The sequence below is a fragment of the Shewanella sp. Pdp11 genome, from assembly GCF_002838165.1.
Taxonomy (GTDB): domain Bacteria; phylum Pseudomonadota; class Gammaproteobacteria; order Enterobacterales; family Shewanellaceae; genus Shewanella; species Shewanella hafniensis.
Genome location: NZ_CP015194.1, coordinates 250,975 through 275,822 on the forward strand (window position 1 = coordinate 250,975; position 24,848 = coordinate 275,822).

The window sequence follows — 24,848 nt, forward strand, 5'->3', positions numbered from 1 at the left end:
TGAAATAGGTACTGGATTCAGTGCCGCTATCCTTATGTAGTCCCTGTGAGCCAAGGCGCGATTGCCATCTCACTGCCACATAAGCGATGCATACTAGTGCTTTGAACCTTATGCTTTGAAACTTAGCTTTGCATGAATCAATTCAGTGCGCACCAAAATGGATGAATGCACCAAAATGCCTCAACCAATAGCACCAAAGTGGTGCAAACTGGAATCCAATTAAGTGCAGCAAAGATTTTAAACCATGTTAATCAGTAATTTAAATTATTGGCATGGATATCGCTATATAGCTCGTAAGTTTGGCTCAAGATAAATCACTTGAGTTAAAAGATTATAGAAGGGGCATCCCTTTACCCTACCGGAGGCTTGAGAATGTCAGTTGAATCAGTTTTAAAGCAACTTGAAGAATTAGAAGTTAAGTTCGTTGATTTACGTTTTACCGACACTAAAGGTAAAGAGCAGCACGTATCTATTCCTTCTCATCAGGTAGATGCTGATTTCTTCGAAGACGGCAAAATGTTTGACGGTTCTTCTATCGCAGGTTGGAAGGGTATTAACGAATCAGACATGGTACTGATGCCAGATCCAACGACATTCGTACTGGATCCTTTCACCGAAGAAACCACAGCGCTGATCCGTTGTGACATTCTTGAACCCGGTACAATGACAGGGTACGACCGTGACCCACGTTCAATCGCTAAAAAAGCAGAAGCTTACCTGATCTCTACTGGTATCGCAGATACTGTATTGATTGGACCAGAACCAGAATTCTTCCTATTTGACGATGTCCGTTTCGGTACTGACATGTCAGGTTGTTTCGTTAAGATCGACGCTAAAGAAGCGGCTTGGAACTCAGCGACTAGCTACGAAGGCGGCAACACTGGTCACCGTCCATTTGTTAAAGGCGGTTACTTCCCAGTTGCACCGGTTGACTCATCACAAGACCTACGTAGCGCTATGTGTTTGGTGCTCGAAGAAATGGGCCAAGTGGTTGAGGCGCATCACCACGAAGTGGCGACTGCAGGTCAAAACGAAATCGCTACTCGCTTCAATACTTTGACTAAGAAAGCGGATGAAATCCAAATTCTGAAGTACGTAGTGCACAACATGGCACACGCTTACGGCAAGACGGCGACTTTCATGCCTAAACCTATCGTTGGTGACAATGGTAGCGGCATGCACGTTCACCAATCTCTGGCGAAAGACGGTGTTAACTTGTTCGCTGGCGACAAATACGCAGGTTTAAGTGAAACGGCGCTGTACTACATAGGTGGTATCATCAAGCACGCTCGCGCGCTGAACGCTTTCACTAACCCAAGCACTAACTCTTACAAGCGTTTAGTGCCACACTTTGAAGCACCTGTTATGTTGGCCTACTCTGCCCGTAACCGCTCTGCATCAATCCGTATTCCAGTGGTACCAAGCCCTAAAGGCCGTCGTATCGAAGCACGCTTCCCTGATCCACATGCCAACCCATACTTAGGTTTCGCAGCGCTGCTGATGGCGGGTCTTGACGGTATCCAAAACAAGATCCACCCAGGTGAGGCGATGGACAAAGATCTGTACGATCTGCCTCCAGAAGAAGCGGCTGAAATCCCACAAGTGGCAACGTCATTAGAAAACGCCCTTGAAAATCTGCAAGCTGACCATGAGTTCCTGACAAAAGGCGGCGTGTTCAGTGAAGATTTCATCCAATCTTATATCGTACTGAAAACAGCTGAAGCTGAGCGTGTAGCACGTACTACTCACCCACTTGAGTTTGAAATGTACTACAGCCTGTAATGGCTAACGACATGTAATTACTTACTGTATAAATGCATGCGTAAAGTATAAAAGCCCCAACAGTTTTGCTGTTGGGGCTTTTTTGTATCTTGAAGATAACAATGGTCATGGCGATAGATGTAACACAGAATTTGAGACTTATCTGAATTCTGCGAGGACGTGGCATACAAACTTCCTTATTTAATGCTTAATCCAAGCAGGGCTAAAAAGGTAACGACCACGCCATTAAGGTTGGGTGTCCAACTTAGCTGTCCTAAACAAATAAAGCGTCCGCATCGAATGTTATGCGGGCTTTCTTAAACTCTTTTAGCAATTGTGTCTGCCAATCAAGTTCAGCACTGATGTAGACAACACCTTGAATATCATTCTGAATCTCAACACCTGTTTTAACAATTGCTGAGACTTTCTTCCGACCTAGGCGAGCGATGAAGTAGCCATGCTCAAACACAACATTCTGGCGAGCGCGGCCATTCAGTTCTTCAGTGCCCTTTTTCCGTCCTTCATCACAAGGCGTATATAGCACTATTGCGTAGTCAACTGCACCATGCTCTTCAATCTTCTCGATGATAGTATTACCACCGCTCGCTTGATTCATCAACACGACGGGCTTTAATCCGACAGTTCGAACAAAGTTCTCAACCTCCAACCTCAAAACATCATCATGACCATGAACAATAAATACCTTCTGTGTATCGCTTAATTGTTGGGTCGGTTGAAGCACTTGTTGTGGTTGCTGATACAATATTGATGGTTGTAGCAGTGTCTGGGAACTTGGAGGTTGCTGGACAGATGCGGACGGTACGAATGGCTGATGCGGTTGTTGCACAGGAGGAGGGCTGAATGGTTTGGTCGGATTTGAGGCATGTGTACTCGAGGGCTGTGGATGTGGAGCACTTAAATGACTCTGAGCACGGTATGAGCCAGCTACTAGTCTATTAGCTATATCAAGACATCTTGCACGTAAATCATCGCTATGATTTTGGCTGCCATAGTAACTGTTCTCCCGCTTCTCATCGTAGTAATCAATTATACCTAAGAGAACTGTCCCGACTGTTGCTTCATCACTAAAGTGCCAAAAGCCACGCATTCTGTTTGCCTTTGAACCTGACCCGAATTGGTATTGTTCCTCATTGATATCAATACCATAATCATCGAAGAAATCAGCTAGTGTTTTATGTGAGAAGTCGAGCAGATGCCCACCTTCCATCTGTAAGTATTTTTCTAAGCTAGATATATCTCTGCGTGACAAGTTTGCCATAAAATCTCCTTTTAACTGCGGGATATTCTAACACCATCAAACAGTTACACCACTAGGTAGCACACAGATTTTTATGCTAGAGACAATAATCCAGCCATCCATTTTAAATCAGCAACATAATATGCTCTCGGCCTACCCTCAAGCGAATATTTACTGAAGCAGTTTTAAGGAAAGTAATAAAAGTAGCTAGATGGCCAGTGAGGGAAGTGGAGACTGATTTTGAAGAGTATGTTCAAAACTTATCTGAGTTCTGCGAGGGCAAGGCATACAAACCTCCATGTTTAATGCTTATCCAAAACAATAGTCGCCGTTAACAACTAGGTTATTGAGCTTGGTTGTATCTCGTTTCTGTTGATGAATAATTGACAGATATAATCATATAGTTAGAATGCCAAGCTGTTGAAACAGAACAGGTTGGCGTCGAATGAAACTAGATCTGGTTCCACATCACTAACGCTTTCAGTTGATCAAGTGAGTAGATCATACCGAAGCAATGCGGTTTTTCACCTATAAACAATGGAGTGGTTATGCGTTGGTTGACTTGGTTGGTCGTGTGCTGTTCTCTCACGGGATGTGCAACGATAACGTCGAGGATGGGGGAAGATTCAACTTGGGGTCACTCTTTCTCAAGTGTGCAAACGGCTGTTGATAATGGCGAGGAGTGTATGATTATCTCCGCGTTGGCGGCCCCGCCCTTGCTGCTCTTTACCATCCCGCTGACACTCGTTGATATGAGCAGTGCGCTGATCGTCGATACTGTTATGCTACCCGTAGATTTAGCGATCACGCCCAGCGATCCCAAGCTCCACACCCCGCGACCTATGGTCTGCCGCTATGACTATAAGATTTAAGCATGATCGCACCCAATAAATAACCTCAAGTTGCCTGTGTGGCGGTGAGTTAACGCCGGCATACGGGAACGACCATGTCGCGGTTTGCCTCCCTGAGTGTTGTGTCTTGTTAGTTATGCCTTGTTAGTTGCAGTTACGTAGTACAACTTAGCCTAGCAAGCCATTTTAAATCATTTAAGTTAGCGATTCGCTTTTATCACATCAAGTAACAGCTTGATATCGGCCATATTGTTGTAGATATGCGGCGAAATCCGGATACCCATGCTGCGGGCGTCGACACTAATATTCGCGTTCGCTAATGCCGTCATGATTTTATGTTGTTGCTCACCAAACTGTAAGATCAGTGTACCGCTGCGCTTTTCAACATCACGTGGTGATACAAACTCATGCTCAAGCTCCTGCGCCACAGCATCAATCAACTGCTGATTACATTTACGCAGCAAGGGGACACCTAAACCCGCCAGATAATGAATACTGTGAGCGGCAATGGCATAGGGGGCGATTGAAGGCGTTCCACCCCAGAAGCGCATTGCGGAGTGCTGATAACGAAAGTCGTGGATATCAAATTCGAACGGATTCTCATGGCTAAACCACCCCACATCCTTAGGTTGGCAACGATCCAAAATGGCAGGGTTAATCCAAAGATAGGCTGCACCAGGGCCGCCGCAGAGCCATTTCACACTCGACCCGATTAAAAAGTCAGGTTGTAGGCGCGCGAGATCTAGCGGAATAATCCCCGCCGATTGCGCCACATCCACTAAGCTCAAACAGCCTCGCTCACGGGCTATGGTAAAAATATTGGCTAATGGCGCTTGCTGCCCAGTATTCGAGTAAGCATGACTAACAAACACCAGATCCACATCACGACTGATATGCGCGTCCCACACATTAGGGTCAGTGACATCGAGCCCCTTAGGGATGAAACGTACTTCGCAGCTGGCTGGCAGTGCTTTTTTAAGGGCGAAACCCATACTGGGGAAATCAATCTCACTCATTAACACAACGGCGTGTTCGCGATTTAATCGGTCGAGTGACATGACGATTTTAGTCAGCGCACTGGAGAGATTCACCTGAGGACAAAAGTCCTTTTGATGGCCGTTAAACAATTTAGATAAGGCGAAAGTAAAATCATCAATCACACTCAGCCACTGACCCCAAGGTTCGCGCCCCGACTCCTGCCAAGGCGCAAAAAAGGCTTCTTTGAAGACCTGTTCGGTCGATTTTAACGGTCGACCGACGGAATGGTTCAATAGATATCCTGGACCCGCGAGGTAAAAGTCCTTTTTATAGTCTGCAAACATAGTGTTATCTCAAACTCTCTTTCAGTTTCTTAATCTCATCATAACGCGTCCGGATGTCGCTGCGCTGAGCGGCGGCGCGCCTATCTCTGAGTCGCTCCAATGAACCGAGTAGCACATGCAGTGGCGGACCACTGGCGGTGACCTTAGCTAAATGCTGCTGCTCCATCGTTGTCGAAGGCTCGGCAATATATTTAGTCACTAACTCATTATGGTGCTGAATCGCAGTCTCGCCATGTAATTCGCAGACTTCAATAAAGAGTCGCAAGTTTTCTTGATACCAATCTTGGGTTGAGCAATCTTTTGCCTGCAGAAAGTCATCCATCAAATTCGGCCGACGCATGCACTCGCGCAATATCTGTTGATCCTCCGGCATCATGTATAAAAACTTGTCCACCAGCATTTGCGAGTAGGAAGCTTCATTAGCGAAACAAAGACCTAGTGTTAAATCGATGACATTAATCCCCGCAAAATCCCCTGCATTGGCACCGCGATAAATAACCGAGCCCACCCGATAAGGTTTGTAGTAAGGGCGAACACAGTAAAAGAAACGATCCGTATCTAATCGATTGAATAATTGAGTATTCGACTCAATCACATCTTGCAATGCCTGTTTAGCGACTCGCAGTAAATCGTGACTGATAGGATGGGAAATGCCCAAAGGCTGGATTTTCAATAACGCATCGGCAGCGCGTTTATAGGCCAAAATGCCCTTAGTGTTGTAATCCACAAACAGCTTTTCGGCGCTCAGATCGGTAAAGCGCTTATAAATGCCATTGTGGGCACGATTATGGGTAGTTAAATGTGCGGTGGCAAAGCGCGGCGTGACGCCTATTGAAGCGCCAATATGCATGGCGAGCGCAGAAGCCTCAGCTAATGGTGAGGTGGTTTCCCGTGAGGGCTCAGTAATTTCATGGCGTCGACAAGCTGCCATGTATAGCCCCACGTTACCGAGTAAATCAAAGGCACTGTCGAACCCTTCATCGGTATTCCCCTCATCGAGCAAGGCCTTAATCAATCCTCGGCCTTCGCTCTCTAGCGCCAACTTAGCTTCTGCGCCGATATCGAGCACATTGGCTCGGTCCGTTTGTTGATAATAAAGCTGTTCTAGCTCTGAGTTGAGTTCCACAAAGCGACTGCGGATCCAATCATCGAAGGCTTCGGTATTAAAGGTGGCAGGTTTCACGGGCTTATCCTTGAGTATTGTTATCGTTCTTGTAAACGGAGCGAGCGCTAAGTCTTAGCCCTTTCCGTAAAACTCGTTAACCAGAATGCAACTTATCGCCATGCGTTTCTAGCGCTAGCTCAAATTTATGAAAATTCTAATGCCACTTTTTATTTACACCTTGCTCCAGCGCAAGTTATCAAAATCAATCGCCTCGCAAAATAACGCCAAATACAGATAGTCCTAATACAAATAGCGCGGCAGGTTCCGCAGGGGTAAATCAAAATGATTTTAATGGAATTTATTGTCGTACTCGGCTGCTTGCTGCTGGGTACCCGCTACGGTGGTATGGGACTCGGACTGATAAGTGGTATTGGATTATTTTTACTGATATTTGTCTTCGGTTTAGCGCCGGGACAACCGCCAGTACAAGTTATGCTAACGATTCTTGCGGTGATCGGCTGTGCGGCCGTATTGCAAACCGCGGGCGGATTAGATGTGATGATGCAGTATGCCGAGCGCTTACTGCGCCGTCATCCACAATACATCACGATTCTGGCGCCACTGACCACGTGGACGCTGACCTTCCTTTGCGGTACTGGCCATGTGGTTTACACCATGTTCCCGATTATTTCCGATATCGCGCTGAAGAAAAATATTCGCCCAGAACGTCCAATGGCAGTGGCATCTGTCGCCTCACAAATGGCGATTTGCGCTTCGCCTGTGTCGGTAGCTGTGGTGTCTATGGTGTCGATTCTGGCATCACAACAGGGTGTAGGCCGCGCTTACAATCTGCTCGAAATTTTAATGGTGTCAGTGCCAGCATCGCTTTGCGGTGTCATGGCTGCAGCACTTTGGAGTCTGCGTCGTGGTAAAGATTTAGATAAAGATGAAGAATTTCAAGAACGCATTAAAGATCCAGTCCAAAGAGCCTTTATCTATGACAAAAGCGAAACCCTGCTTAATCAACGTTTTACTAAGGAAGCTTACTGGGCAACGGGGATTTTCTTTGCGGCTATTGCTGCTGTGGTGCTACTAGGTTCTTTTAGTGAACTGCGCCCTGCATTTGAAGTTAAAGGGAAAACAACCTTATTATCGATGAACTTAGTCATCCAGATGATGATGTTAATTGCAGGAGCTTTTATTCTGATGACCTGCAAAGTCAAACCGACTGAGATTGCCAATGGTCCAGTTTTTAAAGCTGGCATGGTGGCGATTTTCTCCGTATTTGGCGTGGCTTGGATGAGCGATACGTACTTTATCAGCCATATGGATGTGCTCAAGGAAAACCTCTCCCACGTGGTGCAAAGCCAGCCTTGGACCTATGCCTTAGTGCTGTTTCTTATCTCTAAGCTTGTTAATAGCCAAGCGGCGGCGCTGACTGCCATTGCGCCTATGGGCCTCGCTTTGGGGGTCGATCCAAAACTCTTGATCGCTTTCCTTCCTGCAAGCTACGGTTATTTTGTGCTCCCTACTTATCCAAGCGATCTGGCCTGTATCGGCTTTGACCGTTCAGGCACAACTAAAATAGGTAAGTTCATTATTAACCACAGCTTTATTATTCCAGGTTTTATCGGTGTAGGTACCGCATCGAGCGTAGGTTATCTGCTGGCGACAGCCTTGCTCTAGGCTGTATTTCACAAATAACAAAGGCCGCTGATGCGGCCTTTGTTTTGAATAGGATTAAACGCTAGATTTAAGCGCGATACATAGCCAAAAACATCTTAATATTGGCGTCGATAATCGCTTGCTGATTATCATCATTATTTTTCATATGGAACAGCTTAGGCCAGAATGCAAACGCCTTAAACATGCCCCAAAACTGAGTCGATGCCATTGCAATATCATCGATATTCAGCGCCTTGTGTTCTACCGCTCCCGCAAGCCAAGCTTCGAGTCCACCTTCTTGCTTCGCAAGCTTCTCCATCGCTTCAGTCGCTTGGACAGGCGAGCGAATAAACTCTGCCATCACCACCCGCGCCACATCGAGAAACTCAGGCTGCTGATACAAAGCCCAGCATCGATGCGCAATTTGCTGCAACTGATCTTCAAGACTCTGCGCAGGATTGTAAACTAAGGTCGCCGCCTCTTTCGTTCGCGCCCACAACTCTGTGGTTGTGGTATCAAACAGCACTTCCTTACTCGGAAAATGGTTATACACAGTACGTTTAGAAACATTAGCCCGCTGGGCGATCCTGTCCATACTGGCCCCCACAAAGCCATTAACCATAAACTCTTCCCGTGAGGCACGCAGAATTGCCACACGTTTCTGCTGAGTGTTTGTCAATTTAATGGGTTTGTCTGCCATGTTTTCCTACACCATAAAAATCATTTGTCGACATTTTACACTATCCAGTTTACTTTTACACCGCCGCATGTAAACTACACTGTGTAGTTTACTTTTTAATGTTGTACATGCGATTATAAATGCGATTGAAGATTGTCTTGACCTTACTACTACTCGGGAGTTCTATCATGGCCACTCAAACAGAAACTGACGCAAATACTAAGACTTCGGCCCATGTTAAGGGTGACACATTCAGCAATGAAGCTCCCAATACCCACAGTGGTGAAGGTAATTTACTTTCTATTTTATGGCGTTACATGACCGAAAGCATTCCTGATAAGAGTCCAAACCAAGCACTGCCAATCCAAAAAATGCAGCTAAACCCCACTGCGGATGCAACACCTATGCTGTATAAAATCAGTCATTCGACAGTGCTGTTGCAACTCAACGGTCAATATTGGTTAACCGATCCTGTTTTTTCGAAACGCGCCTCGCCAAGCCAAATGTTTGGGCCAAAACGATTCCACGAGTTACCAATCGAACTCGATAATATTCCAGCGCTCGCAGGGATTATTTTGTCCCACGATCATTATGATCATTTAGATAAACACAGCATTTTAGCTCTCGCCGAGCGCACGCAAAAATTTATCGTGCCACTGGGTGTGGATAAACATTTGCTCGCGTGGGGCGTGCCTGCCAGCAAGATAGTCGCGCTCGATTGGTGGCAAGCAACCCAACATGCGGGTCTGAGTTTTACCGCGACGCCAGCACAGCACTTTTCAGGCCGTGGTATCTCGGACAAAAACCAAACCCTGTGGGCATCTTGGGTTATTCAGTCCCCTGAGATCAAACTGTTTTTCAGCGGTGATTCTGGTTACTTCAGCGGCTTCAAAACGATTGGCGACAAACTCGGGCCTTTCGATTTAACCTTAATCGAAACGGGTGCCTACGATGAGATGTGGGCAGATATCCACATGCAGCCAGAGCAATCACTGCGGGCGCATTTAGATCTTCGTGGACGACACTTAATTCCGATACATAACAGCAGCTTCGATCTCGCGCTACATAGTTGGTACGAACCATTGGAACGAATCTCTGTAGCCGCTAAAGCCTATTGCGTGCCGCTGCTAACGCCGGAATTTGGTCAAGGCATCAACCTAAGCGATTTAGCCCATAGCCCTGCTTTGAATCACGCTTGGTGGAAAACCTATTTGCCCAAAGACAGAACCGTGTTTGAAATCATTCCAGCGCGTATGAGTTCAGATAAGCTCTAGTCAGTACTCTTATCTGAGCTTTATTAATACACTAAAAAACGTTAAATCATTGGCTCTCCAACACAGGAGAGCCACTGCGGATTACCATTCAACAGATTCTCACTCGTCGGCGCTCAAAAGCTTACAACTTCAGTATTAAGCCTCCTCCTGCAAACACTAAATTCTAGACGCCTGCTTGATTTTGGGCATAAGATCACTTGCCTTGTCATTTTTTATACCCAACTGAATTAATGGTATTAATGCTTCTAACTGACCATATTAAAATAGCGGGCACAAGAACAAGACTGGTGATTTTAATCTTTGGATACACCATGATCACTTAACATTTCCCTAAAGGTCGCGCTCATGTCGGTGCTCACTTGGCTTAAGAAACAACTTCATCGCACTTTTTATGGCAACAGCCCACTAGAGCAACAGGATAACTTAACCGCCATTTTTCATCCCGCGCAAATGCCAGACATCGACTTGCCGACAAACCAAGCCTATCCGCTAGTGACATCAATTGTGCAGACTGATATCTACGCCTATCAAGTTCACTGCTTACTGACCTTAGAAGGCAAGCAAACCTTAGATTCGTTAATCGGCAATGCAGGTTTTGGGATATTGCCCGAACATGCCGCCAACTTTAATGGCCTGATAACCCATCCGAGCCAAGCGACCAGCTTGCAGCTCCACCAATATGCCGATTTTGCGGGGATTTGCGTCAGTTTAATAACCAACGACAAAGCGCTATTAGAACAACTGATTGCGTTCAAATCGACTTTACCTCACCCTTGGGAAAGCTTTCCCGATGTCGATCCCGATTCCCTTGGCAGTCTTCAAGGTAATATCGATTTTTGGTGCAACGATTTTTGGTGCAACTATTTTTGGCAACCCTATTGGTTATCACTCTCAACAGCTGAGCGTTTACAGTACCCAGTAAATTGGCAGCAATTCAGTGATTTCCATTAAGGTTTGAAAGAAGCACTAAGGCTTAATGCAGGATAAAAAATGAAATTAACATCTGTTGGATTAGCACTGGCGTTACTACTACTTGGCGGTTACTTGATCCCTGAGTCACCTGTGATCCCGGTAAAAGGCGCCAGCAGTAAAGACTGGAATAGCCAAACCTTTTGGTATGAACCTTGGGGTTCATCGGGCGTGCACAAGGGGGTAGATATTTTCGCTGCCAAAAATACCGCCGCGATTGCGCCAACGCCTATGTTGATCTTATATCGAGGCGACTTCTTTGAAGGAGGCAATGTGGTGGTTGGTCTAGGCCCTAAATGGCAAATTCATTACTTTGCCCATTTAGCGCAAATTGAATCGACCACGGGATTAATGGTCCACCAAGGTGAAACGCTGGGTACAGTCGGCGATACGGGTAATGCGCAAGGTAAACCGCCCCATTTGCATTATTCCATTTTGAGCTTATTGCCGAAACCTTGGCTGATGGATACTTCAACCCAAGGATATAAAAAGGCCTTTTATCAAAACCCCATCAGCTACTTAGAAACGTACTAAGACTTAGGTGATGAGTAAACATAGCAGCTTCGCGGCAATATCAACTACAAATGAGGGTTCAGCAACTCGCCATGTCGGCAGACGCAATGAATGCCAGCACAGCCGTCAGATTATACGAAGAAATCAACGAAGACTTATGATTCAATAGATGTAGTATCAAGAGTCACAGCGTTAACTGCCGTAGCATCCATAGTCTGCGACTCGATACCGGCCCCTGCAGCTAATGCTTCCCTATCCGCCTTCGCAATATATTTAGGTTTATTACTCGATTGCAGTTTGGCATTGGCCTTTTTCGCCTTGCTTTTCAAGGTTTGGTTTATCTTCTTTTTGCGGTTCATCAGGGCACCAATGCGGATTAGTAATAAAGGGGCGCGATTATAGCCCTCCAGCTGCACGCCAGACAATCGAAAGAACTAAGTCAGATCGTCTCACCCACGCCCAACGCTAACTCAGTTAATAAGTCCCAAGTCATCAAGCCTGCGCCCAAACCATCAGATCGCGAAAGCTATGCCAAACGCTAAGTAAGGCGCGGGCTGACCGGCATGAACTCGCACTGGGTAACCCTTGAGGTTAAATCTCGATACCGAGTGCTGTGTCGCAATTTTTGAATACTGCCGCCAAATTGCGCAATTTCCGCGAATACACAACTAGACAAGCCGTAATTCCTGCCCTAAAATCGCGTCAGAATAAAAATCACTATCATTTGCAATGTTGTTTAACGGAAGAATCTAATGCCAAGGAATTCGGTGTAGCAAATCCACCCCTTAGCAGGAAGTTATATGACGTTCAAAACCTCGTTTGTTGCTCTCGCCGTCTTTGCGGCACTCACCCAATCCGCTGTGGCACAAGAAGCATCCGATGCGGGAACAAATAAAAACAAAGATATTGAAAGAATAACTGTCACCGCGAGTCGGATGGATAAATCCCCAAGCTCGATCCCTAATACCGTCACTATCATTGACCGCGCCCAGTTAGAAGAACAGTTCCGCACCACTAAAGATTTATCGACCATTATCGGTAACTTAGCGCCTAGCTTTTCACCAAGTCGCCAGAAGATGAGTAACACAGGCGAAACCCTGCGTGGTCGTCCACCATTGATTATGATCGACGGCGTACCGCAATCGAACCCACTTCGCAGTGGAGGGCGTTCGGGTCAAACTATCGATCCTGCCATGATAGAGCGTATTGAAATCATTCACGGTGCCAATGCGATGCACGGTCTCGGTGCCCAAGGCGGCATCATCAACTACATCACTAAAAAGCCCACTGGCGACAGCGAACAGGTTGCGAGTTTCGATGTGACAGTTCCTGATTCGATGAAATCCAACGGCTTAAGCTTTGGTGCCAGCTATGCGTTTTCTGGCGAGTCTGAATTTATCGATATGATAGGCTCGGTTAGCTACCGTAATAATGGTGTGTACTACGATGCCAACCACGACGTTGTTGGCGTAGACACAACTCAAGGCGAGTCGATGGACAGTCAAAGCAAAGACTTCTTCATCAAGCTTGGCCATAACTTCGATGAGTCTCGCCTTGAATTAATGGTTAACCATTACAATGCAGACAACAATGGCGATTGGATGCCTGTCGCTGGTGATAAGCCTAATGGCGTGCCCACGGGCGCAGTTAAGGAAACTCAACCATGGGAAGCGGCCAACAATCAAGTGACCACGACTAGTTTAACGTATACCCATGCCAATATTGGCGGCCAACAACTTAGCCTGCAACTCTTTAATCAAGATTTTAAAGCGGTTTATGGTGGCGGTTGTTTCGACAGTTTCTACGACCCCTCCTTCGAAGGTAGCGACCAAGTGATCCAGTGCGGTGTCGGCAGTAAAGGCGAAAGCTTGTACTACGAGCAATCCCGTAATTCTTCAGTTAAATGGGGTTTAAAAAGCTCATTGATTGCTAAGGATATTGCCGGCTCAGGCATTGATGCCGCCTACGGTGTGGACCTTTTCCGCGATACCACAGAGCAAGATTTAGTGACAACGGGCTTCTCATGGGTGCCTGAAAGCACCTATGACAACGTCGCGCCATACTTACAGTTAGATTATGATCTAATTGAAAATCTAACCTTATCGACCGGTGTTCGTTACGAACATGCCGAGTTAAGTGTCGACGACTACAAAACCCTATGGGGTGCGGGTAATAAGCAAATTGCAGGTGGCTCAGCCACCTTCGATGAAACCTTATTCAACGTCGGTATCTCCTACAAAATCACCCCAGACCTTCGCGTTTATACCAGCTATAACCAAGGTTTTGGTATGCCAGATATCGGTCGTATTCTGCGTGATGGTAAAAGCTTCCCCGGCGACAATCCCAGCATAGATGACTCATTGGCACTCACGCCGATCGTCACAGATAACGTTGAAGTCGGCGCCGATTACCAAGGTAAATACTTAAGCGCTAAGCTAGCTTACTATCGTTCCGCCACTGATTTTGGCTCACGTTTGGCCTTAAATAGTGATGGTTTCTACGACGTGAAGCGCGAAAAGAGTGTGATCGATGGTATTGAAGCCAATGTCACCGCCTACATTACCAGCAATGATGATCTCGGCATGAATATCGCCTTCCAGCAGGGCGAATACGATTCAAATGGTGATAGCCAAGTCGATACCGATCTCGATGGTGCAAATATTTCGCCAAACCGTATCAACCTGTTCTGGACCCATAGCTTCGATAATGAAATGTCGACCCGCGTTCAAGCCAATTACTACATGGACCGCGATTTTAAAAACGCGGCGGGCAATAAGTATGCAGAGTTTGATGGTTACACGACAGTCGATGCTTCCTTCTCAATGCCGCTTTACACTGGCACCCTGAGCCTAGGTTTGCAAAATCTATTTAATAAGGATTATTTCAATTATTACTCACAAACCATGGGTACAAATGATCGTTATTTCAAAGGGATGGGACGTACTGCAACAATAGGCTACACCTTACCTTTCTAAGTGAAAGGCCCATTTTGAAACATAAAAAAGCGCAATTAAATTGCGCTTTTTTATTGTGTGGAAGAAAGCAAATTATGCCTTGGTCACGACCCAGAGTGCGTGTAATAAACCAGGGAACCAGAACAGTAAACATAACACGATGTTTATTAGCAGATCTTTACCCGCTCCCGCCTTCAAAAATACAGCAACTGGGGGCAATAAAATCGCAATAATGACTAAAAGTAGTTTATTTGTATCCATAACAGAACATCCTCAAAACGGAGATTGTAGGCAAATCAACAAGATCTAACTTCGCAGGAAGACTCAGAATTTGCAAACCTTTTAGCTTACAGAATGATAAATACTCCAAGTGATTCTCTAAACCAAAGCACTTAATATCGCTATAAATTTAAAGGAAGATGTAGCCCGCCTCATGCCGTTAAATACAGGTTAAGATATCCTATAAACTTCAACCGAAAATGCCTAAAAGCATCTATAGTTAAAGAAAAATATGAACTAAAAGAATGATATTTGATCCCCAAGCCTTATTACTCATCAAGTTTATTTGCCTGCTTACTAGCACGGCTGCCGTCGCATGGGGACTCATTGCACAACCTTTAAAAATTGCGACTCAAGCCAGTATGCGCTTTTCTCTGGCGAACTTGTTCGTCCTCCTTGGTATCATACTCAACAGCCAACGCTCCGAAGCCTCTAGTTACCTTTTTTGGTTCTGCTCCGATATGGCGATTTTGTTTGGATTCATCCTATTACGCTGGGGCACTAAGGCACTCTTCAGACTGGGTCCCAGCGTTAAATCTGACCTTATTCTCTTAGCAATCACAGCCGGTGTGATGCTCTCGGTTCCCCCCAACTTCAGCTCCGAACGCACCTTAGCCGTTGCTTTCTCCGCCTGCGCCGCACTGATTTTTACCATGCTGACGCGGGATAACTATCAGGCCATCAAACGCGATACAGGTAACCGAGTCGCCATCGCTATGGTAATGCCTTTAGTCGCTATGGTGGGTATTTTTACCATTCGTATCTTTATCGCCCTGTTGTCTCCCGAAGAAAGCCCGATATTTATCGCCATGCACACCCAAGAAGCGATACCTGTACTGTGGTTTTATGTATTTCTAACCCTATTAATCAATATCGTGATGATAGGAAATGCCATGACGCGACTCGTCAGCAAAATCCGTATGTTAGCGGAGCGGGATCAACTCACAGGCCTGTGGAATCGGCGGGCTATGCATAAGTTTCTCAACAATATCCATCAACGCTGGCTAAAGGATAATGTGCCTTACAGTATGATTTTATTGGATCTTGACCATTTTAAAGAGATTAACGATCAATATGGTCACGATGCGGGCGATCTCGCCCTATTGACGGCGGCGAGACTGTTTGGATCGGTATTGCGAGAAAATGACGCATTATGTCGTCACGGTGGAGAAGAGTTTCTGGTGATTTTACCCGCGACCGATGCCCCCGCCGCCAGAGCCGTCGCCGAGAAATTACATCAAGTACTTAAAGAAAATTCGATTATCTGGCAAGGCATTACGATAAACATTCATGCCAGTTTAGGTTACGCCACGATTTATCAAGGATGCCAGCCTGACAAACTACTTATTCAAGCAGACCAAGCCATGTACCGCGCCAAATCCGAAGGTCGAGACCGTATTTGCCAAGCTTGCTAGGCTTTTGCAAAAATCTTGCTAGCCTTACGCAAAAATAATGCTGCCCGTATTAATCCCCTTTCGCTGGCCAAGCCAAAGTATCGGGCTCACGCCATTCGACCAGCGCCTCAATCACGCCTGCAGCGCCAAAATGCTCACCTTGAGTCGGCACATCCCTATACGCGTAATCACGCCAGCCAGTGACTTCGTCACCATAACGAAAATGCAGACAGTAGGCATGCAAATAACACCGATCCGCTGCCGCACCACCGTATAAATCATCCCCTAAAATCGGTACGCCTAAACTGGCCAAGGCGACTCTTAATTGATGGGTTTTACCTGAGTGAGGTTTCAGCAAATATAAACGTAATCCCTCGCCGACACTTAATGAAAAAAACTGCGTAATCGCAGGATTCTCTTTAGTGCGCAGCAACTTAAACATGCTACGACGCGACTTTGCCATGTCACCAATCACCCAGCCTTGTTTCTTCTTCGGCTTGCCCTTCGCGAGGGCGAGGTAATATTTCTGCACTTTATGGGCGGTAAATAGCTCAGTAAATTGCTTGGCGGCGACCGCGCTCTTGGCCAAAATCAACAGACCTGAGGTGGGCGTGTCTAATCTATGTACGGCAAAAAGCTTAATCCCTAAATCTTGCTCAGCCTGCGCCACCACGCCTGCCGTCCCATCCTGACTGTGGAAATGCACTTTGGCTGATTTAGAAATAACAATAAAATCAGCCTCATCGGCTATGATTCGATACATGGAGTACTCGGCGTTGGTAATGCGGATCATCGACTTAAAACTGAATAGTGACCACTAAGCCAGGATGATTATCCGTGAGATTAATTTTGGCATTGTGCCGTGAGAGAATCGCTTTGACCATAGATAATCCTAAACCTGTACCCTGTAAATGCCGACTAGGGTCGAGGCGCACTAAGCGTTCGAACACTCTTTCTTTACTGTCGTCGGGAATACCTGGGCCATTATCGCGGATCTGAATTTGCGGGCCTGATTGGATAATTTCAATCCGCGCACCTTGACCAGAATACTTCATCGCGTTATCGACGAGATTATATAAAGCTTGGAATAATAAGTATTTATCCCCAAAAACTTTATGATCAGCCAGCAGCGACAAACTTAAGGTTTGCTCGTTAGATTCCGCCACAGCATCGGCCATATCCAATAAATCGGTACACAGTTGCGCTAGGCTTAACTCCTGCAAATCGAGCGTCTGCTGACCTTCTTCGATACGCGTGAGCGACAACATGGCATCAAATGTCGCTAAACAATGGTCGAGCTCCTCGGTCAAAATCGCGCAACCCTCGCTAATCTCATCGCTGGGTTTACTCGCCAGCTCTTCAAGCCCAATGCGGATATGTGACAATGGAGTACGTAAATCATGGGCGATATTATCGGTCGCACCTCGCACTGCCATCAGGTTATTTTCGAGGATATCCAGCACATTATTAAACTGCAGCGCCAACATATCGAACTCGTCCTGACGCCAACTCAAGGGTAAGCGGGTGTCATAATGACCGCGTTCAATCTGTTCACTCAAGCGGTTGTATTGCACTAATCGACGTAAAATCGCCTTAGAAAACAGATAGCCGAGCGCTAAGGTCAACACTATCGTCAGCATCACGGCTGTCGCCGCAGCGCTGATAAACTTATCGATTAACGTCGCTAAGTTATCGGTACGGGTCGCAATCAACACTGGGCCGTAGCGGGTCATCACTAGCCCGCCGGTAAGAATATGCAGCTTATCTGGGCCACCGGTTAAGATGGGGAAATCTCGCGTTTGCGGCAGCATGGGCATGCCTTCGGGCATAAAGCTTAAGGCACCAACCATATCATAACTGTTGCGCCAAGCGATGAGCGCCGTTTGTGGATCGGCGGCGCGGATTTGAGCGGCAAAACTACGGCGATCAACCGTTAGGGCAAGTTGCTGATAACGTTGGGTCTCTGACTCTAAATATTGAGTCACTTGATACTGTTGCTCGATGATCAACTGTCGATAGAGGGCAAATAGCAGCGCACCAATGATCACAGTCACTAAGGTCGAAAAGACAATTGTGATGCGCCAGGCGCTGCTTTGGTAAGGCTTAATGCCTTTGTCGTAAGCGATAACCCGCTCCCCTCACGGTTTCGATAAGCTCGCCATGGCCTAACTCTTCAAATTTACGGCGTAATTTTGCGATATGCACATCGATAACATTCGTGCGTGGATCGAAGTGATAATCCCACACAGCTTCAAACAACAAGGTGCGACTAATCACTTGATTCGCATGTTCCATCAAATACTTAAGTAACTGAAACTCTTTCGGCTGCAGCATTAACTCCTGCCCGTCTAAGGTCACATTACGGGTCAGTAATTCCATCTTCAAGCCGCCAACAACAAGATCAGTAGTGACTGGTACAGATTGGCCACGGTGCATGAGTTTTTCGGCGCGCACTAATAACTCTGAGAAGGCAAACGGCTTAGTCATATAATCGTCGCCGCCCGCGCGCAGGCCTTTTACTCGCTCATCGACGTGCGCTAAGGCAGATAAAATTAGCACTGGAGTTTGATTGCCCGTTGCCCTTAAGGCGGCCAATAATTTTAAGCCATCAAGCTGGGGTAACATGCGGTCGAGGATCACGAGATCGTACTGACTACTTGTGGCGAGTGACAAACCTTGGTGGCCATCGCTCGCCGTTTCGATATTGTGGCCCTGCTCAAGAAATCCTTTGACGATGTAATCAATTGTTGTCGCATCATCTTCAACTAAAAGTATTTTCATCTGTATGTTGCGCTCCTCAATCCTAAATACTCGTTTGAGCACTCGATTGACTTAGATGTTTCAATCCCACTTGAGTAAAGGTAACGGGCGTAAATTTTCGACATCAAAAGCCAATTTAAACTTACCCGTATCGTCTAGCAGCTTAAGCTCTAAATAACTGATACCTAAGTCGTGATCTAACTTTGCCTCGGTTAAGAAGGCTTTATGATCTTTAGTCGCCTTAGCGATTAAGCCTGAAAAGGTTTGATCTTTTGCCGCAATCAAACGTGTCGCCTCAACCTCACCGAGATCATCCGCGCTCACTTTACTCGCCTTTTGTTTCAGCAACTTACCATCACGGGCACGATATTCAAACCGTGTTATAGAATTGGCCAAGGGATTAATCAACTCAAATTGGTAGACTAATTCACCCTCTTGCTCTTCCATATTAAATTCGGCAATCACGCCGGAGAACCCTTTTTCGATCTGCTGCATAACGCTCAGCGGCGGTACATAGTCTCCACCCGCAAACATCGAATACATGCTCTGAGCCGCAGTTGCGACGCCAGATACCAACATGAATCCTAGCAACCATAGTCTCATGGCTCCTCCATATAAATCAGCTAAGTTTGTATCTTATGAGACAATCAGTTAGAAGTCGATGGGACCAATTGCCCCTAGGCGCGATTCCAAGCTAATCCCCCATAATCTACCACTGGATACAGCATCACCTTACATAAGCCTTCACTCAGGTTGGGTCATAAATGGATCAAAAAAACCTTTGAACATCACCTAAGTTATTAGCTTTTAAGCCAAACACTCAATCATCTTGTGGCTAATCTGTTAAGTCTACCTAATACCAGCTGAAACACCGATGGAAACAAGATTAAGCTTTGATCATCTGGGGGATTCCAAAATATGAATTTGCTCGGATTTGAGTGCCACTGTGGTTTGCATTCCTTTAGTGAGTGCAAGCTTTTGGGCAAAATACAGCGAGACTTCGGTGTTAAGTTGTAACTGAGTCCCCGTGACATAGCAGATAAGGCGAACCGACTCACCCATCACCAGCATGGCGTCGATCGTGACATCTAACTTATTAAAACTGCGGCATAAACGCCCTTTGGAAATCGAATTAAACCGAATACCTTGGTTGGGGATAACCCAACGAACTCGACTTCCCACAGGGCGATCTTTGCCATAGTCACAGGCAACTAACTGTTCACCAAACTTAAGCCAAGTAATGTTCTTAGTGCCGTCTTGAAATACCACTTCACCGTCGAAAATATTCCTTAGCCCCATCTGCCGCGCTACCGCTTCATTGCGTGGCCGCGACAACACTTCGAAAGGGGCACCCTGCTGTAACATCTGACCTTGGCTGATCAAAATCATTGAATCAGCCAGCAACAAGGCTTCATTTAAGTCATGGGTAACCATGATCACTGGGCAGAGTAACTGCTCTTTGAGGCGCGCCAGTTCGAGGTATAAACGCTCGCGAGTTTCCCGATCAACTGCCGAGAAAGGCTCATCGAGCAATAACACTGAAGGTTCACGGGCAAGTGCTCGAGCGAGTGCGACGCGTTGGCGCTGACCGCCAGATAAATGCGCTGGTAATCTATCGGGTAGGCCTTGTAGATTAACCCTTTCTAACCAATCTTTTGCACGCGCTATCCGCTCCGCCTTGGGAATATGATCAAGCCCAGCGACTACATTCTCTAAGGCAGTGAGATTCGGAAATAAGCCAAAATGCTGCGGCATATAACCGATATGGCGTTGCTGCGGGCTTAAGGCGATATGCGCTTTATCATCAAACCAAGGCCGATCGCCAAAGTGGATTTGTCCCGTATCTGGATGATTCAACCCAGCGATCATCCGTAGCAGCGTGGTTTTTCCACCGCCAGACGGCCCGACCACAGCAAGTACTTCACCCGCTTTACAGCGAAAATCGGCGTTGAGTTTAATGTGTTTATGATTTTGGATCTGACACTGCAGATCAGCGATGATTTGCGCCACGCTGACCTCCTAAACGCCGCGATAGGCTGGTTGTTAGTGCTAACGCCGTCACGGCAAACAGCAATAAGACTAATGACATAGTGCCAGCGGCATTAAAATCGAATGATTGCACACTGTCATAAATTGCAATCGAAATAGTCTTAGTCTCGCCAGCAATATTGCCGCCCATCATCAGCACAACGCCAAACTCCCCAAGCACATGGGAGAAGCACAGAACTAATGCCGTTAGCACACCCGGCCACACCATAGGCAATTCAATTTTAAGTAGAATTTTAAGTCGACTCATGCCGCAACAAGCGGCTGCGTCGCGAACATCATTCGGCACAGCTTCGAATGCGCGTTGTATCGGCTGCACAGCGAAGGGAATATTGACTAAAACGGAGGCGATAACCAGACCAGAAAAGTGAAACACGAGTTGCTGACCCATGACTTGCTCAATCCATTGTCCGAGCCAACTTTGACTGCCAAGCCCCACCAGCAAGTAATAACCAATCACAGTTGGCGGTAATACTAAGGGCACCATGATCAGCGCCTCGACCCAAGATTTGCCGACAAATTGACGATAGGCTAATGCCCGTCCAGCCAAAATAGCTAAAGGAATCAACACTAAAACTGTGATGCCACTCAGCTTGACCGATAACCAAAGTGCCTGCCAATCCATCATGGTTGCTCTGGCAATGAAAAACCATAATCGGCCAAAACACGACGGGCACTATCGGCTCTTAAATAATCGTAAAAATGCTGAGCTGTTTCACCCGCCTTGGTCATTAATGCCATACGCTGAAACAGTGGACTATGCATTTTTGCTGGCACTATGGCGTAATCGCTATGTTTGGCAAATGTAGGAGACATAGCTAAAGAGAGCGCAATAATCCCGCCCTGGGTTGAACCACTAATCGCAAACTGCCCTGCTTGGGACACATTTTCCCCAAGGATCAATTTAGGTTGAATCACATCCCACAACTGCACAAACTGCAATGCTTCTTTGGCCTTTTCGCCATAGGGAGCGTGATCAGGATTAGCAATAGCAAAACGGGTAATTTTTCCTGCAGCGAGTGCTTCGGCTAACCCCTTAAGTTCAGGATCAACGGACAAACAACCAGTTTTAGGTACAACAATAGCGAGTTGCCCTTGGGCATAAAGCACACCAGCATCGCGGGCAACGCCAGCACTATGCAATTGTTGAATATATTTTTCATCCGCAGATAAAAATAATTCATAGGGCGCACCGTTTTGGATTTGAGTAGCAAAATTGCCCGATGACCCATAGGATATTTTTACTTTTAGCCCAGTTTCATTGGTAAATTTTTGGCTAATATCATCGAGGGCAAAACGTAAATCTGAGGCAGCGGCAATTGCGGGAATCGCTGTATTATCCGCCGCTCGACTGAACGATGGCGCGACCGCCAAGCACCAGAGTAATGCAAAACCAAGAATATGAAAGAAACGGGTCAAACTCTGCATTGGGTCACCTTAGTGCAATATTCGCGCGGGTCTTAAACTGGCAAGCTGCGTTGTGACTACGAGTATCTCTGCCACGCGACTAGTCTTTGTGTTGCCATAGCTTAGCCGCTTGTTCATCGGCATCTTTCGCCTCAACCCAGCTTTTACCTTGCACGCCCGCTTCTAATTTCCAGAATGGCGCCTTGGTTTTTAAAAAGTCGATTAAGAATTCACAAGCAGCAAAAGCGGCCTTGCGATGGGCGCTGGTTACGCCGATAAACACAATCTGCTCACCCAGAGTCATAGTACCGACACGGTGAATAACCGTCACTTTATTGAGCGGCCAACGGCTACGCGCCTCGGCAACGATTTGTTCTAGCACGGCTTCGGTCATGCCAGGATAATGCTCTAAGGTTAGGTCTGTCACCGCGGCGCCATCGTTAAAATCACGCACTTTGCCGACGAAGGTGACTACGGCACCATCGCTATCATCTTGAGCTAGCTGGCGATATTCGTCAGCCACACTAAAATCGACCTCTTGCACTCTAACTGCGGGTAATAAACGCATATTAACCTCCGGTAACGGGTGGAAAAAAGGCGACTTCATCACCATCGTTTACAGGTGTATCCCATTGGCTAATGGTCTGATTTACCGCCACCAGCAATTTGTCAGAGGTTAATACTTTAGCCCATTTGTCGTCGGTGGCCGCCAGCGTTGCCCGTAATGCTTCGGCAGTTTGAGTCTGCTCGCTCGCCTCTAGACTTAATTTAGCTGTGCCCAACAATTCTCGAACTTGAGCAAAAAACAACACGTTAATCATAGTCTTCTCTCGTTTTTGATACGCTAAACCTTAAAATGTCCCGACTTGCCGCCACGCTTTTCCAACAGACGGACTTGGGAGATCACCATATCTTTTTGCACGGCCTTGCACATGTCATAGATAGTTAACGCCGCCACTGAAGCCGCAGTTAACGCTTCCATCTCTACGCCCGTTTTGCCGGATAACTTGCACAGGCTAGTAATACGCACGCGGTTATGTTCAGGTTGTGCCTCTAAATCGACTTCAACTTTCGTTAGCATCAGCGGATGGCAGAGAGGGATAAGGTCTGAGGTTTTTTTCGCGGCTTGAATGCCCGCAATACGCGCGGTCGCAAACACATCACCCTTGTGGTGGCTACCACTCATGATCATCTCGAGTGTCGTGCTCGCCATCTCGATAAAAGCTTCTGCACGGGCTTCGCGCTCGGTAACGGCTTTTTCAGTGACATCAACCATATGGGCATTGCCATCGGCATTAATATGAGTAAATACATTGCTCATTGGAGCGATCCTTTAATTGAGGTCAAAACAGGGTACAAGGGAAATTGTGCTTATACTCGCGCTAAATTGGCTATGGCAACAGACCTAAAACCTGGTCTAGCCGCCAATAGAGGCAAGATGCTGAGTGACACCTGTGATGCCTTGATGCAAATAATGGGTTTCTTTCTTCTGGGCTAATTGACCGTGCAAACGCTCAATCAATTCCGCTTGTTGACTGGAATGCTGTAGCAGATCACGTAAATCGACACCGGATTCGGTAAAGAGGCACAAGTGCAACTTACCCTTAGCAGATACCCGTAAACGGTTACAGGTGGCACAAAAATTATTGGCGTAAGGCATGATTAAACCGATACGGCCCTGATAATCGCTGCGGCTAAAATTTTGCGCTGGGCCATCGGAGGCACTTGGCGTATCTAATTGCCAGCCATCTGCCAATAACTGCGCTTTAATGTCGGCGCCCGCTAAATGGTGTGCTTCAAAATACTCACGACCAAGACCCGTTTCCATCAGCTCGATAAAACGCAGGTCGATTGGCGTGTGTTTAATCCAGTGTAAAAAACGTGGCAAATCTTTATCGTTTAAGCCTTTAAGCAGGACGGCGTTAATTTTTACTCGCTCGAAACCCGCCGACAAGGCGGCATCAATCCCCCGCATCACTTCATCGAATTTATTCTCGCCAGTGATTTGGTAAAACATTTTGGGATCTAAACTATCCACGGACACATTGATACGGCGCAAGCCCGCATCGAACCATTCTTTGGCATGCTTTTCGAGTCGATATCCATTAGTGGTCGTCGCAATAGTATGAATGCGCGGGTTATCGGCGACGACACGTATGATGTCGGTAAAGTCTTTACGCAGGGTAGGTTCACCGCCTGTAATGCGGATTTTTTGGGTGCCGACGTGGCTAAATGCGGAGACTAAGTTTTCTATCTCATTGAGAGATAAAAATTTTGGTTTACCTTCAGGATGATAACCATCAGGGAGGCAGTAACTGCATTTGAAGTTACAAACGTCAGTGACTGACATCCGTAAATAGTGAAATTTTCGACCAAAGCTGTCTTGTAATTGAGACATGATCACCTTTCCAAGTGTGGGAGGTGAGAGCATTTCTTATCCCACCCCGGTGGCATTATTACCACGGCTACACCTCCATATCTTTCGACTTAGGCAGGCAAGCTCGGAGAACCGTCGTCGGTGATTATAGGCCGAAAGTACCCACTAGCTATACCCCTAAACAGGTATTTCTTAACCTAGATCACGCTAGCGTGAATAATCTGTGACAGTCCT

25 protein-coding genes and 1 riboswitch are annotated in these 24,848 nt (G+C 46.5%); of the genes, 8 read left to right on the forward strand and 17 right to left on the reverse strand.

What is annotated here, in order from left to right:
• The first annotated feature begins 372 nt into the window (after nucleotides 1–372).
• The gene (gene glnA, locus AYJ58_RS01180; protein ID WP_106648392.1) at nucleotides 373–1,782 is read left to right on the forward strand and encodes a glutamate--ammonia ligase; all 1,410 of its coding nucleotides are present in this window, start codon (nucleotides 373–375) and stop codon (nucleotides 1,780–1,782) included.
• A gap of 253 nt (nucleotides 1,783–2,035) precedes the next feature.
• Here the strand turns inward: glnA and AYJ58_RS01185 are convergent, their stop codons facing one another.
• Nucleotides 2,036–3,040, reverse strand: a complete 1,005-nt coding sequence (locus AYJ58_RS01185) for a TIR domain-containing protein (protein WP_106648393.1) — start codon at nucleotides 3,038–3,040, stop codon at nucleotides 2,036–2,038.
• Between the two features lie 665 nt (nucleotides 3,041–3,705).
• On the opposite strand from AYJ58_RS01185, the gene AYJ58_RS21995 reads away from it, so the two are divergent.
• On the forward strand, nucleotides 3,706–3,891 hold the full coding sequence (locus AYJ58_RS21995) for a YceK/YidQ family lipoprotein (RefSeq protein WP_232790845.1): 186 nt from the start codon (nucleotides 3,706–3,708) through the stop codon (nucleotides 3,889–3,891).
• Between the two features lie 179 nt (nucleotides 3,892–4,070).
• On the opposite strand, the gene AYJ58_RS01195 is transcribed toward AYJ58_RS21995, so the two are convergent.
• A complete protein-coding gene (locus AYJ58_RS01195) occupies nucleotides 4,071–5,192 on the reverse strand; it encodes an aminotransferase class V-fold PLP-dependent enzyme (RefSeq protein ID WP_106648395.1) in 1,122 nt (373 codons plus the stop codon).
• Between the two features lie 4 nt (nucleotides 5,193–5,196).
• Entirely contained in the window at nucleotides 5,197–6,375 is a 1,179-nt protein-coding gene (locus AYJ58_RS01200) for a PrnB family protein (protein WP_106648396.1), read from the reverse strand.
• Between the two features lie 264 nt (nucleotides 6,376–6,639).
• On the opposite strand from AYJ58_RS01200, the gene AYJ58_RS01205 reads away from it, so the two are divergent.
• Nucleotides 6,640–7,983 carry an anaerobic C4-dicarboxylate transporter gene (locus tag AYJ58_RS01205; protein ID WP_106648397.1) on the forward strand — a complete coding sequence of 448 codons (1,344 nt, stop codon included), beginning with the start codon at nucleotides 6,640–6,642 and terminating at the stop codon, nucleotides 7,981–7,983.
• 67 nt (nucleotides 7,984–8,050) lie between these two features.
• On the opposite strand, the gene AYJ58_RS01210 is transcribed toward AYJ58_RS01205, so the two are convergent.
• The gene (locus AYJ58_RS01210; protein ID WP_106648398.1) at nucleotides 8,051–8,662 is read right to left on the reverse strand and encodes a TetR/AcrR family transcriptional regulator; all 612 of its coding nucleotides are present in this window, start codon (nucleotides 8,660–8,662) and stop codon (nucleotides 8,051–8,053) included.
• A gap of 167 nt (nucleotides 8,663–8,829) precedes the next feature.
• On the opposite strand from AYJ58_RS01210, the gene AYJ58_RS01215 reads away from it, so the two are divergent.
• From AYJ58_RS01215 to AYJ58_RS01225, 3 genes are all read left to right on the forward strand, one after another.
• Entirely contained in the window at nucleotides 8,830–9,915 is a 1,086-nt protein-coding gene (locus tag AYJ58_RS01215) for an MBL fold metallo-hydrolase (RefSeq protein WP_106648399.1), read from the forward strand.
• 345 nt (nucleotides 9,916–10,260) lie between these two features.
• Nucleotides 10,261–10,866, forward strand: a complete 606-nt coding sequence (locus AYJ58_RS01220) for a hypothetical protein (RefSeq protein ID WP_106648400.1) — start codon at nucleotides 10,261–10,263, stop codon at nucleotides 10,864–10,866.
• Nucleotides 10,867–10,905: 39 nt separating this feature from the next.
• Complete coding sequence (locus AYJ58_RS01225) at nucleotides 10,906–11,418, forward strand: M23 family metallopeptidase (protein WP_106648401.1); 513 nt, start codon at nucleotides 10,906–10,908, stop codon at nucleotides 11,416–11,418.
• 134 nt (nucleotides 11,419–11,552) lie between these two features.
• Here the strand turns inward: AYJ58_RS01225 and AYJ58_RS01230 are convergent, their stop codons facing one another.
• On the reverse strand, nucleotides 11,553–11,756 hold the full coding sequence (locus AYJ58_RS01230; RefSeq protein WP_106651717.1) for a DUF2986 domain-containing protein: 204 nt from the start codon (nucleotides 11,754–11,756) through the stop codon (nucleotides 11,553–11,555).
• Nucleotides 11,757–12,197: 441 nt separating this feature from the next.
• Between AYJ58_RS01230 and AYJ58_RS01235 the strand changes: the two genes are divergently transcribed.
• On the forward strand, nucleotides 12,198–14,372 hold the full coding sequence (locus tag AYJ58_RS01235; protein ID WP_106648402.1) for a TonB-dependent receptor: 2,175 nt from the start codon (nucleotides 12,198–12,200) through the stop codon (nucleotides 14,370–14,372).
• A gap of 72 nt (nucleotides 14,373–14,444) precedes the next feature.
• On the opposite strand, the gene AYJ58_RS01240 is transcribed toward AYJ58_RS01235, so the two are convergent.
• On the reverse strand, nucleotides 14,445–14,612 hold the full coding sequence (locus AYJ58_RS01240; protein WP_006079767.1) for a YqaE/Pmp3 family membrane protein: 168 nt from the start codon (nucleotides 14,610–14,612) through the stop codon (nucleotides 14,445–14,447).
• A gap of 263 nt (nucleotides 14,613–14,875) precedes the next feature.
• Here AYJ58_RS01240 and AYJ58_RS01245 point away from each other — a divergent pair, with 263 nt between their 5' ends.
• Nucleotides 14,876–16,045: a GGDEF domain-containing protein gene (locus AYJ58_RS01245; RefSeq protein WP_106648403.1), complete on the forward strand. Its 1,170-nt coding sequence runs from the start codon at nucleotides 14,876–14,878 to the stop codon at nucleotides 16,043–16,045.
• A 49-nt stretch (nucleotides 16,046–16,094) separates the two neighbouring features.
• Here the strand turns inward: AYJ58_RS01245 and AYJ58_RS01250 are convergent, their stop codons facing one another.
• The 11 genes from AYJ58_RS01250 to moaA form a co-directional block, all read right to left on the reverse strand.
• Nucleotides 16,095–16,787, reverse strand: a complete 693-nt coding sequence (locus AYJ58_RS01250; RefSeq protein WP_106651718.1) for a TIGR01621 family pseudouridine synthase — start codon at nucleotides 16,785–16,787, stop codon at nucleotides 16,095–16,097.
• A 34-nt stretch (nucleotides 16,788–16,821) separates the two neighbouring features.
• Entirely contained in the window at nucleotides 16,822–18,078 is a 1,257-nt protein-coding gene (locus AYJ58_RS01255) for a sensor histidine kinase (RefSeq protein ID WP_106648404.1), read from the reverse strand.
• A gap of 49 nt (nucleotides 18,079–18,127) precedes the next feature.
• Nucleotides 18,128–18,805, reverse strand: a complete 678-nt coding sequence (locus AYJ58_RS01260; protein ID WP_006079763.1) for a response regulator transcription factor — start codon at nucleotides 18,803–18,805, stop codon at nucleotides 18,128–18,130.
• 60 nt (nucleotides 18,806–18,865) lie between these two features.
• On the reverse strand, nucleotides 18,866–19,387 hold the full coding sequence (locus AYJ58_RS01265) for a hypothetical protein (RefSeq protein WP_006079762.1): 522 nt from the start codon (nucleotides 19,385–19,387) through the stop codon (nucleotides 18,866–18,868).
• A 294-nt stretch (nucleotides 19,388–19,681) separates the two neighbouring features.
• Entirely contained in the window at nucleotides 19,682–20,794 is a 1,113-nt protein-coding gene (locus AYJ58_RS01270; protein WP_106648405.1) for an ABC transporter ATP-binding protein, read from the reverse strand.
• Nucleotides 20,775–21,455: a molybdate ABC transporter permease subunit gene (gene modB, locus AYJ58_RS01275; RefSeq protein WP_106648406.1), complete on the reverse strand. Its 681-nt coding sequence runs from the start codon at nucleotides 21,453–21,455 to the stop codon at nucleotides 20,775–20,777. Before modB ends, AYJ58_RS01270 begins: the two co-directional genes overlap by 20 nt.
• On the reverse strand, nucleotides 21,455–22,258 hold the full coding sequence (gene modA / locus AYJ58_RS01280; RefSeq protein ID WP_106648407.1) for a molybdate ABC transporter substrate-binding protein: 804 nt from the start codon (nucleotides 22,256–22,258) through the stop codon (nucleotides 21,455–21,457). The genes modB and modA overlap by 1 nt, the downstream gene beginning before the upstream one ends.
• A gap of 79 nt (nucleotides 22,259–22,337) precedes the next feature.
• Nucleotides 22,338–22,805 carry a molybdopterin synthase catalytic subunit MoaE gene (moaE, locus tag AYJ58_RS01285; protein WP_106648408.1) on the reverse strand — a complete coding sequence of 156 codons (468 nt, stop codon included), beginning with the start codon at nucleotides 22,803–22,805 and terminating at the stop codon, nucleotides 22,338–22,340.
• Between the two features lies 1 nt (nucleotide 22,806).
• Nucleotides 22,807–23,058 carry a molybdopterin synthase sulfur carrier subunit gene (gene moaD / locus AYJ58_RS01290; RefSeq protein WP_006079756.1) on the reverse strand — a complete coding sequence of 84 codons (252 nt, stop codon included), beginning with the start codon at nucleotides 23,056–23,058 and terminating at the stop codon, nucleotides 22,807–22,809.
• A 23-nt stretch (nucleotides 23,059–23,081) separates the two neighbouring features.
• Complete coding sequence (gene moaC, locus AYJ58_RS01295) at nucleotides 23,082–23,558, reverse strand: cyclic pyranopterin monophosphate synthase MoaC (protein WP_006079755.1); 477 nt, start codon at nucleotides 23,556–23,558, stop codon at nucleotides 23,082–23,084.
• Nucleotides 23,559–23,654: 96 nt separating this feature from the next.
• A complete protein-coding gene (gene moaA, locus AYJ58_RS01300) occupies nucleotides 23,655–24,635 on the reverse strand; it encodes a GTP 3',8-cyclase MoaA (RefSeq protein WP_106648409.1) in 981 nt (326 codons plus the stop codon).
• A riboswitch (molybdenum cofactor riboswitch) is annotated at nucleotides 24,623–24,756 on the reverse strand. It overlaps the preceding gene by 13 nt.
• Between the last annotated feature and the right edge of the window lie 92 nt (nucleotides 24,757–24,848).

What these genes read in the sequence shown, in the direction of transcription:
- AYJ58_RS01205 (WP_106648397.1), top strand. Translation starts at nt 6,640, where the DNA reads ATGATTTTAATGGAATTTATTGTCGTACTCGGCTGCTTGCTGCTGGGT.
- AYJ58_RS01225 (WP_106648401.1), top strand. Translation starts at nt 10,906, where the DNA reads ATGAAATTAACATCTGTTGGATTAGCACTGGCGTTACTACTACTTGGC.
- AYJ58_RS01240 (WP_006079767.1), bottom strand. Translation starts at nt 14,612, where the DNA reads ATGGATACAAATAAACTACTTTTAGTCATTATTGCGATTTTATTGCCC.
- glnA (WP_106648392.1), top strand. Translation starts at nt 373, where the DNA reads ATGTCAGTTGAATCAGTTTTAAAGCAACTTGAAGAATTAGAAGTTAAG.
- modB (WP_106648406.1), bottom strand. Translation starts at nt 21,455, where the DNA reads ATGGATTGGCAGGCACTTTGGTTATCGGTCAAGCTGAGTGGCATCACA.
- AYJ58_RS21995 (WP_232790845.1), top strand. Translation starts at nt 3,706, where the DNA reads ATGATTATCTCCGCGTTGGCGGCCCCGCCCTTGCTGCTCTTTACCATC.
- moaC (WP_006079755.1), bottom strand. Translation starts at nt 23,558, where the DNA reads ATGAGCAATGTATTTACTCATATTAATGCCGATGGCAATGCCCATATG.
- AYJ58_RS01195 (WP_106648395.1), bottom strand. Translation starts at nt 5,192, where the DNA reads ATGTTTGCAGACTATAAAAAGGACTTTTACCTCGCGGGTCCAGGATAT.
- AYJ58_RS01220 (WP_106648400.1), top strand. Translation starts at nt 10,261, where the DNA reads ATGTCGGTGCTCACTTGGCTTAAGAAACAACTTCATCGCACTTTTTAT.
- AYJ58_RS01215 (WP_106648399.1), top strand. Translation starts at nt 8,830, where the DNA reads ATGGCCACTCAAACAGAAACTGACGCAAATACTAAGACTTCGGCCCAT.
- moaE (WP_106648408.1), bottom strand. Translation starts at nt 22,805, where the DNA reads ATGCGTTTATTACCCGCAGTTAGAGTGCAAGAGGTCGATTTTAGTGTG.
- AYJ58_RS01250 (WP_106651718.1), bottom strand. Translation starts at nt 16,787, where the DNA reads ATGTATCGAATCATAGCCGATGAGGCTGATTTTATTGTTATTTCTAAA.
- AYJ58_RS01260 (WP_006079763.1), bottom strand. Translation starts at nt 18,805, where the DNA reads ATGAAAATACTTTTAGTTGAAGATGATGCGACAACAATTGATTACATC.
- AYJ58_RS01235 (WP_106648402.1), top strand. Translation starts at nt 12,198, where the DNA reads ATGACGTTCAAAACCTCGTTTGTTGCTCTCGCCGTCTTTGCGGCACTC.
- AYJ58_RS01210 (WP_106648398.1), bottom strand. Translation starts at nt 8,662, where the DNA reads ATGGCAGACAAACCCATTAAATTGACAAACACTCAGCAGAAACGTGTG.
- moaA (WP_106648409.1), bottom strand. Translation starts at nt 24,635, where the DNA reads ATGTCTCAATTACAAGACAGCTTTGGTCGAAAATTTCACTATTTACGG.
- moaD (WP_006079756.1), bottom strand. Translation starts at nt 23,058, where the DNA reads ATGATTAACGTGTTGTTTTTTGCTCAAGTTCGAGAATTGTTGGGCACA.
- AYJ58_RS01185 (WP_106648393.1), bottom strand. Translation starts at nt 3,040, where the DNA reads ATGGCAAACTTGTCACGCAGAGATATATCTAGCTTAGAAAAATACTTA.
- AYJ58_RS01245 (WP_106648403.1), top strand. Translation starts at nt 14,876, where the DNA reads ATGATATTTGATCCCCAAGCCTTATTACTCATCAAGTTTATTTGCCTG.
- AYJ58_RS01265 (WP_006079762.1), bottom strand. Translation starts at nt 19,387, where the DNA reads ATGAGACTATGGTTGCTAGGATTCATGTTGGTATCTGGCGTCGCAACT.
- AYJ58_RS01230 (WP_106651717.1), bottom strand. Translation starts at nt 11,756, where the DNA reads ATGAACCGCAAAAAGAAGATAAACCAAACCTTGAAAAGCAAGGCGAAA.
- modA (WP_106648407.1), bottom strand. Translation starts at nt 22,258, where the DNA reads ATGCAGAGTTTGACCCGTTTCTTTCATATTCTTGGTTTTGCATTACTC.